This window comes from Candidatus Frackibacter sp. WG13 (assembly GCF_900114655.1).
Lineage (GTDB): Bacteria > Bacillota > Halanaerobiia > Halobacteroidales > Acetohalobiaceae > Frackibacter.
Genome location: NZ_FOTT01000005.1, coordinates 91,642 through 104,676, shown reverse-complemented (window position 1 = coordinate 104,676; position 13,035 = coordinate 91,642). Strand labels below are relative to the sequence as shown.

The 13,035-nt window shown below is 29.9% G+C and carries 10 protein-coding genes; 9 read left to right on the top strand and 1 reads right to left on the bottom strand.

The annotated features are described in order from the left end of the window. Window positions 1-472: 472 nt before the first annotated feature. From cas10 to BM077_RS04455, 7 genes are read left to right on the top strand one after another with little or no spacing between them, the layout of a single operon-like run. Complete coding sequence (gene cas10, locus BM077_RS04485; protein ID WP_089748359.1) at window positions 473-2,821, top strand: type III-A CRISPR-associated protein Cas10/Csm1; 2,349 nt, start codon at window positions 473-475, stop codon at window positions 2,819-2,821. A 3-nt stretch (window positions 2,822-2,824) separates the two neighbouring features. Next, complete coding sequence (csm2, locus tag BM077_RS04480; RefSeq protein ID WP_089748360.1) at window positions 2,825-3,421, top strand: type III-A CRISPR-associated protein Csm2; 597 nt, start codon at window positions 2,825-2,827, stop codon at window positions 3,419-3,421. A gap of 30 nt (window positions 3,422-3,451) precedes the next feature. Further along, the gene (gene csm3 / locus BM077_RS04475) at window positions 3,452-4,204 is read left to right on the top strand and encodes a type III-A CRISPR-associated RAMP protein Csm3 (RefSeq protein WP_089748361.1); all 753 of its coding nucleotides are present in this window, start codon (window positions 3,452-3,454) and stop codon (window positions 4,202-4,204) included. Between the two features lie 2 nt (window positions 4,205-4,206). Next, complete coding sequence (csm4, locus tag BM077_RS04470) at window positions 4,207-5,280, top strand: type III-A CRISPR-associated RAMP protein Csm4 (protein ID WP_089748362.1); 1,074 nt, start codon at window positions 4,207-4,209, stop codon at window positions 5,278-5,280. Continuing rightward, a complete protein-coding gene (gene csm5 / locus BM077_RS04465; RefSeq protein ID WP_089748363.1) occupies window positions 5,280-6,584 on the top strand; it encodes a type III-A CRISPR-associated RAMP protein Csm5 in 1,305 nt (434 codons plus the stop codon). The genes csm4 and csm5 overlap by 1 nt, the downstream gene beginning before the upstream one ends. 35 nt (window positions 6,585-6,619) lie before the next feature. Continuing rightward, complete coding sequence (gene csx2 / locus BM077_RS04460; RefSeq protein WP_089748364.1) at window positions 6,620-7,999, top strand: TIGR02221 family CRISPR-associated protein; 1,380 nt, start codon at window positions 6,620-6,622, stop codon at window positions 7,997-7,999. A 48-nt stretch (window positions 8,000-8,047) separates the two neighbouring features. Continuing rightward, window positions 8,048-9,478: a TIGR02710 family CRISPR-associated CARF protein gene (locus BM077_RS04455; RefSeq protein WP_089748365.1), complete on the top strand. Its 1,431-nt coding sequence runs from the start codon at window positions 8,048-8,050 to the stop codon at window positions 9,476-9,478. 348 nt (window positions 9,479-9,826) lie between these two features. On the opposite strand, the gene BM077_RS13970 is transcribed toward BM077_RS04455, so the two are convergent. Further along, window positions 9,827-9,955 (bottom strand): hypothetical protein, encoded by a 129-nt coding sequence (locus tag BM077_RS13970; protein ID WP_255361548.1) that lies wholly within the window; start codon window positions 9,953-9,955, stop codon window positions 9,827-9,829. Between the two features lie 109 nt (window positions 9,956-10,064). Between BM077_RS13970 and BM077_RS04450 the strand changes: the two genes are divergently transcribed. Then, window positions 10,065-11,408, top strand: coding sequence for an N-acetylmuramoyl-L-alanine amidase family protein (locus BM077_RS04450; protein WP_089748366.1), 1,344 nt, complete (start codon window positions 10,065-10,067; stop codon window positions 11,406-11,408). Window positions 11,409-11,548: 140 nt separating this feature from the next. Then, the gene (locus BM077_RS04445; protein ID WP_089748367.1) at window positions 11,549-12,925 is read left to right on the top strand and encodes a CCA tRNA nucleotidyltransferase; all 1,377 of its coding nucleotides are present in this window, start codon (window positions 11,549-11,551) and stop codon (window positions 12,923-12,925) included. The last annotated feature ends 110 nt before the right edge of the window (window positions 12,926-13,035 follow it).

Here is a 13,035-nt window from a genome sequence, read left to right as displayed (position 1 = left end):
CATAATTAATCTCCTGTTATGATCAACATTCCATTAGAACAAGAATTGAAACGTAGCGGCTATGAAATTAAGAGTTGCTATGTCTTTTTGCTATAGAGATGCTGTAATTAAATAGACTACTGAGACTGACAAACTACCACTGGTTCCTGTAAAATTCCAATAGTCAGCCTAAAGTTCAAGGCTGGCTATGAACCCATGGAAGCTGGGAGCATCTAGTTTGAGAGTTGGGAGTTGGGTTCTAGAACAAGGATTGAAGTGATATATATAATAAAAAACTATTTTTTACTTAATTTAGGTTTAATAACTATTTTTTATTTTTAGTATTAAGTTAAAATTAAATATTAATTTTACAGGAAATACTATATTTTTAGCGAATAGTAAAATATAGGTATGTAAGATAGATTATTATTTTAATTCAGTAAGATATAACTATATTCAATTCAAAGTGGACAAAAGAGAGGCTGGTATAATTATGATGAGAAATGAGGTATATATAAGCGCTTTATTAAGAACAATTGGAGAGTTCTATTCTGACTCCGAAGGCTATTCAGAATATTCATTGGAACTGTTAGCTAGGTTACAAAAAGGAAACTATTCCTTTATTAATGATTCTCAAGAAGATATTAATAATGTTTTATCTAGCTATCAATCTGAAAATAAATCACAAAAGATTATTAGGTCGGCTAATCAGTTAGCATCTATTAATCAAAGAGATATCAAAGACAAAGATCAGGATTATTTTAATGGATCATTAAGTTCAATTTTTGCGAATTTATTTAAAAATAATAACGAAAGCAATGATGAATATATTTATCCATTAAAACCATTGAAGTTAACAAATATCTTTCCTAAAAAGAAAGAAAAAGGTTATGAGAGTAATTATAAAAATCATATTGATAACTTTCATAAAGAAATAGATAAAGTTTCTAACGAGAGTCAGCTATATTATTTGTTACAAAAATACTTATGGAGTGTTCCTGCTACTCATAAACAGGGTGGGATAGATGTTTCATTATTTGATTATACAAAGACTAAGGCTGCCATTACGCTATGTCTTTATGACCAATATCAAAATGGAGATTTAACTGATGATGATTTGGAAAATTTAATTAAAAGCGATAAAGAGCAATTTCTTTTAATTAGTGCTGATATTTCTGGTATTCAAGATTTTATATTTAATATTCCCTCCAAGGGAGCAGCCAAAAGTTTGAAAGGGCGTTCTGTTTATCTGAATCTTATTGCTGATGTTGTTGTGCAGTATATCTTAGATGAACTTAATTTAAAGGAAGCAAATTTACTTTATAATGGTGGAGGTAACTTTTATTTATTGGTTCCTGCTTGCCACAAAGATAAGATTAAAGAAGTTAGAAAAAATATATTAAATAAACTTTTGCAGGCACATGATGGCGAGATATATTTTGCTATTGATAGTATTGCTTTTTCTCCTAGTGGATTCAAAGATTTCACAAAGTTATGGAGTGAAGCTAGGGAAAAAATTGAAAAATTAAAGGAGAAAAAATGGAGTGAGTTAGGTTTAAAAGAAAATTTTAATAAAATATTTGAACCTTTTGATCAAGGGAATAATTATTGTAAAGTATGTGGTGTTTCTGAAGGTAAAAGAAAATTAAAACTATTAGAAGAAGGAGAAGAGAAAGGGATTAAAATATGTACTTTATGTAATAGTTTTATTGATCTAACGAACAATCTAAAAGAAGCAAATTATTACCATATTAAAACTACAGAAAGCACAAATGAATTTGAAGATTATGTTGAAGATTATAATGATATTTTTGGTTTGTTTGGTTATCAAATTAATCTAAATAAAAGACCACCAACCAAAGATTATGATGGACAAGTATATAAGATAAATTCTACTGATTTTATTGATGATGGTTGTACCGGTTACAAATTTGGGGCTTATCAGTTACCAATGGATGGGCACACGCAAATTAATTTCAAGCAATTAGCTAAAAAGAGTGTTAATGAAGGAATAGGAGATAAAAAGTTAGGTCTATTAAAGCTTGATGTTGATAATTTAGGAGCTATTTTCAGTCAAGGTTTAGAAAATAATAGGTCTATTTTACGAGTTACCACTTTGAGTAGAATGTTAGGCCTTTATTTTGAAGGGTATATTAATCAATTAATCGAAGATGAAGGTTGGGATCAAGAGCTTTATGTAGTATTTTCAGGTGGTGATGATACTTTTATAGTAGGTGCTTGGAAGACAGTCTTTGAGTTTGCTCAAAAGTTTCGTGATAAGTTTGAAGAATATACTTGTAGAAATCCGCAAGTTACTTTTTCAGCAGGATTAGGAGTTTATAGGCCTAATTATCCTATTATTAGGGCGGCTGATTTAACTGAGGAAGCTTTAGATGAGGCAAAATATTTTGTTGATAATGACGAAGACAGGCCAAAAAAGAATAAACTCTCTCTCTTTGGTGAAGTTTTTAATTGGATTGAATTTGCCAAGGTAATTGAAATTAAAGATTTCTTAGTTAAATTGATAGTTAAGAAAGATCATAGTCGTTCTTTATTACATAAGGTGATGAAAAGCACCTTAGGATTTAAAAAGATTTTAAAGGCTTCTACTGGCCAAAGCATACATAATCTTAGATTTTGGCGTTTATCTTATTATTTACGTGATGTAAAAGAAAAGAATGAAGAAGATGCAGAAAAATTAATAGATTATTATCGTGAAATTGTTATCCATAATTTATTGGATAAATCGGATGATGAAAAGATCAGTAATATTATGATCATTCCAGCGGCAGTTAAATGGGCAGAATTAGAAACTAAAGTATCTAGTGAAAAGGAGGAATAGAAATTGAAAGGAAGGATTACAGAGTTGAAAAAACAGAAAGGATATGGATTTATTAGAGGAAAAAATGGTGAGGACTTTTTTTTACATTTTAGTAATGTAGTAAAACCTCAAAATGCAGATGAACTCGAAAAAGGAAATAATGTAGAATTCAAAATAAAAAAACAGCCCAATGAGGATAAAGATAAAGCTATTCAGGTTGAGAAAATAGAAGATGAATTAGTTGAATATTTTAAAAGAAATGTTTTGAATTTGAAAAATGATGAAGTAGATTATGATGAATTCTGTGATAATGTAAAAAAATACGCAATGAGATTAAAAGATAAAGAAGCTGGAAAAGTAACTACTTCAATGATTAGAAAAATTTATTCTAGAATTATGAGTACAGAGGAAGAGGATTGCAAAAGTATTAAGATGTTAAGACCACAATTTGCTTATACTGCTGGTAGAAATATAAATAATAGTACTCTAAAAGAGTTTATGGATATCTTAGATTATCTTGCAAAGAACATGGAGTTAGAAAACAAAATGCATTTAGAAAACTTTAAAGATTTTATGGAAGCGGTTGTTGCTTATCGAAAATATGTTGGTGGTGATAAATAAAAGAATAAATGGTAGAAAGGGGTTGTAAAAATGAAATTAAGTGCTAAATTATTTATAGAAGGAAAGATTAAATCTTTAACGGGGTTAGCTATTGGTGGTTCAAATACTGATATGGTAATTGGAGGACTTGATAGTACTGTAATTAAGACTTCGGAAGGAATTCCTTATATACCAGGTTCTTCCTTGAAAGGTAAGTTAAGAAGCTTAATAGAAAAAAAGAAAGGAAGAAGTAAAATTTGTGACTGTGGTAGAAAAGAATGTGAAATATGTACTGTTTTTGGAGTTGGGGCAGGGGCTGGTAACGAAAAGATAGGACCAACTAGATTATATGTTAGAGATGCAAACTTAGATGAGACTATAAAAAAACAGATGAAAAATAAAGTAGGAATTTTTTCTGAATTAGAATTAAATTATACTGAAAGTAAAGTAGAGAATGTTATTAATCGTAAAAATTCTAAATCCGATAACTTACGGAACCTAGAACGAGTACCAGCAGGAGCTAAATTTGATTTGAATTTAGTTTATAACATTTTAATGGATGAAGATATAAAGAGATTTAAAGAGGTAGTAGTAGCTTTAAGAATGTTAGAAGATGACTATATTGGTGGAAATGGTTCGCGAGGTTATGGTCGAATTAAATTTGAAGATTTAAAGATTGGTATTAAGACTATTAAAGAATATGAAGGAGATAATAAAGTTAAGAATCTTTACCAGGGAGAGTTAGATGAAATCAATTTTAATGAGTTAAGACAAGAAATGCAGAGTAAATTAGGAGTTGAATAGAGATGCAGGGAATTAAGTTTTTAATAGAAGACCGAGCAGGATTTCATATTGGTGATGCTAATGGAGACTTAAAGGAAATCTTTTCATCTGATCAATTCTTTTCAGCAATTATTAATAATGCTGCTTTGTTATATTCTGATGATACAGTAGAAGAAATTATTAATTTATTTGAGATTGGAGATTTTTCTATTTCTTCTCTTTTTTATGGTTTAGATTTTATAATCACTTCTGAAGAAGCTGACATTAAGAAAAGTCTGTACTTCTTACCAAAACCTAACATAAAAATTAGATCAAAAGTAGATAGCGATGATGAAATTTGGGTTCATAAAAAGATTAAGAAGATTTCTTATCTATCTCTAGGTGCTTATCAAAAATTATTAGATAATTGGAATCCAAAAGAAGAGATGTTCAATTATAATCTTCTTGATTTAATAGTAATTGGCAATCAATTTGCTTGTACAAAAGAGGAAATAGCGGACTTAGGCTTAATAGGATCTAAGATTAATGATTTTAAGTTTATTCAAAAGTCATCACGACCTAAACTGACAGTTGATAGATTTAATAGTGAAGCAAAGAACTTTTATTATCAAAATGATATGGAATTAATATATACAGAAATTGATGATTATCAAATTAAACCTTTTATGTTTTTCTTATATGAAGGAGATTTGAAGAAAGAATTAAAAGCTATTTTTAGATTATTAGTTGAAGAAGGAATTGGCGGTAAACGGAGTCGAGGAATGGGGCATTTTGAAGAGATAGTTGCAATTGGAGAAAATGAATTAAAGGGGTTATCAAGAGCAGGAAATTATTATGTCAATCTTTCTACCCTTTTTCCACAAAAAGAAGAAGTAGAAAATATGATAAGCTATCAATTAGCTAAAAGAAGTGGTTATTTATACTCTCAAGGAGGCCAACCATATCGCAAAAAGAGTGTTAGAGTAATGACTGAAGGAAGTGTTTTATTACAAAAAATTGAAGGTCAACTTAAAGATGTTACTCCAGACAGTTTTAAACAGCATAATGTATTATTAAATGGTAAGAGCTTTCTAATAGGTTTTGGAGGGGATAGATAATGGAATTAACTTTACAAACAATTACCCCTGTTCATATTGGAAGTGGAGAAAGTTTATCACCCTATAGTGATTATATCTATCAAAGCGGTGAAGTTTATTACATAGATCATCAAAAATTAGAAGAATATCTTTTTAATTTAGAAGATGCTACGGATTTAATAAATCAATTTGTAACAATTATAAAAAAACAAGCAAGCGGTAATTCTAGTGATAGATATAAGCTAGAAGACTTCTTTGTTAATAATTCAATGCGTTTAAGGGATTTTGTTAGTAAAAAGGTAACTGTAAGTGGTGGTCAAATTAAAGGTGAAGAAATTCAAAGAACTATTTCTACTGGAAATCGTCCTTATATTCCGGGTAGTACTTTAAAAGGTGCTATTCGTACTGCTTTATTATATACTCATCTTAAAGATGATGGATATAATTTTAAAAGAATGAATAGAAACAGAAGTTATATCGGTGAAGATCTTTTCGATAAATCTGGTAATGATATTATGAATTTTTTACATTTATCTGATAGTGAACCATTATTAAATGAAGAGGTAGAAGTAGTTAAAACTTATCGATTAGATATTAAAGAAGGAAAAGATAACATTCCTATAACTAAAGAAGTTATTCAATCAGGTTTAGAAACTAATATTCATCTCCAGTCTAAAGCTCAAAAAGGTTATCATCAACTTACTAACAAATTTAAGTATCTATATCAAAATAATGAAAATGAAATTTTAGTAAGAATTAATAAGTTCTATATTGATTTGCTAGAAAAAGAGATTAAAGAGTTAAAAGCATCTAATGGCTCTTTTGGTATGGTAATTAGTTTGTATACTGAATTAATCAATGAAGCACAAGAATTAATGGAAACTAAAGAAGGGGCAATCTTACGTTTAGGTGCTGGAAAGACTTTCTTTGAGAATTCAATTGCTAACTTGTTTTCTGAAAATGAACTAAATAGGGTAAGAAAAGATGCTAATTTAGGTAACCATGATCCTTTTCCTAAGACTAGAACTGTAGTTAGTAATGATGGAAAAGTTAAAGAGGTATTAGGATGGGTTAGGTTAATTAAGAATGAGGTAAAAAATAAATATGACACGAATCAAGGTAGACAAAATGATAATAATCAATCTAAAGGTAAAGTTAAACAGGGTGCAAATGAACTAAAATATGCTAATTTAAGAGAGTTTGTTGAAGATAGACACGGTGCGAAAGCCTTTAAAAGGATGGCTGTAGCTAGAAGTAGAGGTAAAATTAAGTCATATAACCAGTACAAAGAAGAGTTTGAGACTTATAAAAGATTACATGATTAATAGTTATATTGAATTAATAGAATGGGGGATTAATAATGGCTAAAGTGTTAATGTCTCCTTTAGGAGCAGGATATTTTGATGAATCAAATAATAATCCATTAAGGCAATATAGGACTGCTAAATATAAGTTTGATGGTGATGAGAATGAATATGAGACTTCTTTTGTAGCAGCTGCTTTAGCTAAATATCTTGAAGTTGATAAAATAGTTATAGTTGGTACTCAAGGTTCGATGTGGGAGGAAGTTTATCGATACTATTTTAAGGCTAGTCATTCAAAACAAGAAATTGATTTAGATTATTACTGTGAGCTAGTAGAGAAGATAGAAGTATCTAATAGTCAAGTTAGTATGATTGATGAATCTGATTTAAATAAAGTTACTAGTGTCATTGATGAGTATTTAGTTTCTATTAACTCTGATGCACAAGGTGGGTCTAGTTGTCATTTGATTCATTATGGTCTTTCGGAAGAAGAGTTATGGAATAATTTTGATATTTTTATGCAGCTAATTGATGAATTAGAAGATGGTGATGAGATATATTTAGATATTACGCATGCTTTTCGTTCAATTCCATTATTTATGTATTTAATGATGGATTTTATTCAAACGTTAGGAAGAAAGAGAATAAAATTAGCAGGAATATATTATGGAATGTTAGAAGTGAAAAAAGAACTAGGGTATACACAAGTAGTAGATTTAAAACCTTTATTTGATATATCAAAATTAATTAGAGGGGTTTATGACTTTACTAATTATGGCAATGGTTATCTAATTTCTGATTTAATTAATAGTCGACAGATGAGTCGTGATATAAAATATATCTCAGAGTTAGTTAATATAAACTATTTGGTTGATTTAAAGAATAGGATTAAGAGTTTGAAAGAGAGTTTAGAAAACAAAGATTTATCAGAGATAAAGAAGGGGTTAAAGTATATACTACCGCAACTACAAAATTTTATTGATAGATTTAATAATCTAGAATCTGATGCTAAATTTCAATTAGAAATAGCTGGTTGGTATTTTGATAATACAAGATATGCTAATGGCTATATCTGTTTAACAGAAGCTTTTTTAACAAAGTTATGTGAAATATATGGGGTAGACCCTGTAGAGCGAAGTGAAAGAAGAATGATGGCTTTCTTACTAGATAATTATACAAGGTTTAAAAAGGATATAAGTGAGCAAAAATCATGGAATATTTTTGAAAGATTAGCTACTATGTATAAGAATATAAAAGAAATAAGACATAGGATAGCTCATGGTTCTTTAGAAAGTAAAGGAGTATTTAGTAATGATATAAGAGATAGTGCTGAGTATTATGAAGAAGTTAGTAATTTACTTAACTCAGATATTTTAAAAAAAATTAATTCATATATTAAAATAGATAAACTTAAAAAAGTTAATACTTATAGCTAACTAAAGATTATAAAGTAATTTTAATTCAAAGAGGGAGGTATTATCAATTTGAACAGACAAGAAATCAAAGAAACTTTATATAAGAAGATTAACACTTGGAAAAATATGTCTAGAGAAAATAATAGCGATTGGGAAAAAGCGAATGACTACTATGATAATGAGATTATGGAATTAATAATTGAGGAATTTTTGGCTAAAGATGAAAATAAATTTGAAGAAGATTATGATTACCTGATTGTCACAGTTGGTCAATCTTATCAACCGATTGTTCTTTCAATTTTAGCTTTACAACCTAAAAATGTTCTCTTTTTAGTAACTAGAACTACTAAAAAAGAATTAGATAAGATTTTTAATTTTATAGATTTAAAATTTAGTCAGTGTTATACTAAGATGGTAGATAAAGCAAGTCCGATTGATGTCTATCAGAAAATTAAAGAGCTTTATGATGACTTAGTAGAACCGATTAAATTAGCTGTTGATTTTACAGGTGGGACAAAGAGCATGAGTACAGGAGCAGCTATGGCTGGAAGTTTAATTGGTGCAGATGTTTTTTATATAACTAGTAAATATTTACGGCAATTTAGAGCTGCTGAACCGGGGACTGAAAGGTTAGCGAAAATTGAGAATCCTTATGAAGTTTTTGGGGATTTAGATGAAAAGAAGGCTTTTGGATTGTGGAATGAACATAATTATCAGGCTGCTGCTAAAAAATTCAATGAATTACTTAATAAGGTACGAGATGATCGAAAGTACAAAGTTCTTAATTTGTGGGCGGATGCTTATGCTAATTGGGAGAAGTTTAATTTAATTAAGGCCATTAAAAAACTAGAAGAGGGCCTTTATGAAGCAAAAAGGTATTCAATATATACTGAAAAGATTCCTCGGCTATCTAAACAGCTTAGTATTTTAAAAATTCTTCAAGAAGTTACAGATAAAAGAGGTTTAGAAAAGTTAGATAATATTGAACATGTAAAATCTCTAATTTTCTCAATATATAGCAGTGCGGTGAGAAAAGAAGATAATAACCGCTATGATATAGCTTCTTTATTATTATATAGAATATTGGAGATGATAGCTCAACGTAGATTGGCCAGTCATGATATAGATGTTTCTGCTCCTGCTTTATCTAAGTCTAAAAAAATGGAGTTGCTAGACAAGATGAATGAAATTATTGCTCCTGTAAAACCACTTAATAAGATGGAAATTTTTCCGGAGAAAATTAGTTGCATAAAAGGTTATATCTTATTATCTGCACTAGATGATCCAATTAGTGAAGTGATTGATTGGGGTTGGATGATGAGTACTATTAATACTCGTAATCAAAGTATTTTAGCCCATGGTTTTGAATTTATAAGTAAAGAAAATTATCATCGCTTTAAAGAATTAGTACTAAAGTTATTAAATAAATTCTGTAAAATAGAAGAAATACAGATGAAGGAAATGATAGAAAGATTTAAGTTTATTAAACTGAGGTTCTAAAAGAAAGTATTTTTCCAATATCCAGCCTAAAGTTCAAGGCTGGATATGAACCCATGGAAGCTGGGAGCATCTAGTTTGAGAGTTGGGAGTTGGGTTCTAGAACAAGGATTGAAACGTAGCGTCTAAGAAATTTAAGAGCTAATATGTCGTTCTTGCTATAGAGATGCAGTGATTAAATGAACTACTGACACTAACAAGTGTCACTGATTCTTGTTAGTCAACGTACAGTTATAACTTAGTCACTTATGACTACTATTAAATTATCAATTTCAAAATTATTTTTAGTCTATGTTCAATCTATATCTAAATATTTTTACTATCTCACCCAACCTACTATAGACTCTGCTTTTAATCCGAAAACTCTTTTCTGGGCTTCACTGTCTCGCCCAGCTTAAACTTCAAAGCTGGCCGCAAGCCTACGATAGACTCTACTTCTAATTCGAAAGCTCTTTTCTGGGCTTCACTGTCAACTAACATCCCGTTGCCATATTTTGATAAAAGGTACTACCGATAATATCTAGAATTTATAAAAAGAGAGAAAATAAAATTATAGAGGTGAAAATACATATAGAAAAGGTGTTATTAATTGAATAATAAATACCAATACATTATAGTACTGACTATGGCAATGATACTTATTTCTATTCCAGTAGCAGCTGAAAGTGTAGACTTAGTAATTAATGGTCAACAGGTTAATCAAGACTTAATGGTGATTGATGGTAGAACTTTGGTTCCAGCAGAGATTCTATCGACTTACTTTGGAGAAACAGTAATTTGGGATCGTTATAAAGATGAATTAAGGATTAATAGGAATAAATTTAAGGTTAGGTTACCGTTAAATGAACGAGTGGCTATTGTTAATACAGAAGTTATTCCTCTAAGTATAAAAGCTAAGCTGGTTAATGATAAGGCAATGATTCCGTTAAGACTTCTACCTAAGATTTATGGTGGTAAATTGGCCTGGCAAGCAAGTGATAAGACTATTTATTACTCTTCTAATCAGATAGAGGATATAGATATTAATGAATCTAAAAATAAGTTCCAAGTGATTATTAAAACTGATTCACTACCAGACTCTGAATTACAACTTTATCATCAACCACAACGTCTAGTTCTTGATCTTAAGAATATTAACATAGGTGATGCTAAAGATATAATTCCGCTTAATAAGAATATAGTTAAAAAAATCAGAGTCAGTCAATATCAAGTTAATCCGGCATCAGTTAGAATCGTTGCTGATATTAATCAGATGAGTAGTTATTATCTTAAAAAAGAAGATTCAAAGTTAATTTTGGAAGTTAAAAGTAAGAATAGGATAGTAACTTCTTCAATAACTAGTGATTATAATCTCAAAAGACCAGATTCAAATAGCAATTTAAATCAGAAAAGAATTGTAATTGATCCTGGTCATGGTGGACAAGATCCCGGGGCAATCGGAATTTCAGGAGTTGAAGAAAGTAAAGTAGTCTATCAAATAGCAAAAAAAGTAAATAAATTATTAAAGCAAGAAAACTTTAAAACGTTGATGACTAGGGGGCAGAATGAATTTATTTCTCTCTCTGGACGTGCAGAAATGGCTAATAGATGGCCAGCAGATCTATTTATTAGTATTCATGCTAATTCTAATAACTTATCAACAATTGGTGGAACAGCTACTTATGCTCATTGGTCTGCTTCTAAAAAGAATTGGGCTTTAGCATGGTATGTACAGAGTGAAATAATGAAAAGGATTCAGATTGAAGATAATGGTTTAAAAGCAGCTAACTTTGCTGTATTAAGAGAGACAGAAATGCCAGCTCTCTTAATTGAAACTGCTTTCTTATCTAATTTGCACGAAGAGTATTTATTAAACACTCATGATTTTCAGCAGCAAGTTGCTGAGGGAATAGTAGCTGGAATAAAAGAATATTTTAATAATGAAAATAATTAATGTCCTATTAAGCATATTTTATGCAATTGCATAGAATATGCTTTTTTAATGGAAATCATCTTGCATAATTGGATTGATTAAGATATTATAGGTACTAGAGTCTATTGTGAGAAATTAAATGTATAAGGAGAAAATAAGTGATGCAATTTTTAGATGAGTTAAATGATATTTTAAAGAAACATAACCTTAGAGGTTATCTAGTAGGAGGCTTTGTTAGGGACTATCTATTAGATAAAGAAAGTCACGATATAGATATAGCAATTTCTAATGAAGTGGAGGAGATTGCAAAAGAGTTTGCCGATAATATAAACGGTAGTTTCGTAGTTTTAGATGATTATTATGATATTTATCGAGTAGTTTATGATGATATGATCTACGATTTCACACCGATAGCTGGTGGTTCTATACAAGATGATCTCTTTTATCGTGATTTTACTATTAATGCTATGGCAATACCAATAACTGATATAGACTTATGGAGACTACATAAAGATAATAGATCAGCAAGAATTATTGACCCATTAGGTGGCGAGTCAGATATTAAGTATAAGATAATTAGGGCAATGAGTGGAAGTACATTCAAAAAAGATCCGCTTCGTTTATTAAGAGCGATAAGATTTAAGGCTCAATTAGGTTTTAATATTGAACCAGATACTGAATATTTAATAAGAAAGGAAGCAAAACGAATAAAGAGCGTAGCTAGTGAGCGTATTCACGACGAGTTAATGAAGATTGCGCAAGCTGATAATGCTGCGGATAACTTTACTTACTTAGAAGATGAATTTTCACTGTTTTCAATATTAATTCCACAAGTTGAGCGGATGAAGATTATTGGTGAATGTAAGTACCATTTAGAAGATGTTTGGACTCATTCACTCTATACTGTAGAACAAGTAGAAGCATTATTAGAAGATGCTTATTGGTTTACGAAGATAAGAAAAGAGAAATTACCTTTAATTAAATTTGCTGCTCTCTTTCATGATATAGGTAAGTTGTTGACTGAGGAAGTTATTGATGGTGAAGTTCATTTTTATGGTCATGATAAAGAAGGAGCAGATTATATTGAGGCTATCTTAAGTGACCTATCATTTAATAACCGCCAAATACTCTATATCAAACGATTAATTAGGTACCATATGCGACCTTTGGCTCTATATTATGCTGAAAATTTGACGGATAAGGGAAAGTATCGTTTCTTTAAGGCAGCTGAGGGATGGGTCGCTGATATCTGTCTTTTAGCAGCAGCTGATACACTAAGTACTAAATTATTGAATGATAGAACTGAAGATCTCTTCGACAATCTACGTTTTCTTCGAGAATTAATAGAAGAAAATCACCAAGTAGAAGAACGAACATCTCAACTTTTGTTAGATGGTAATGATCTTATAGAAATTTTCTCATTAGACGAAGGTCCCGAAATAGGAAGGCTACTAGCAAAAATAGAAGCAGCCCAAGCTCAAGGTAAGATAAATAATCGTCAAGAAGCAATTGATTATATAAAAAATATTATTAAATAGAAGTTATGACTACCCTCTCGTTAAGAGAGGTTTTTTTATTTGAATATAGTATATTTCTTCATTCTTTAACATATCTATCATTACTAAAGCCCACAATATGTTGAGCTAAG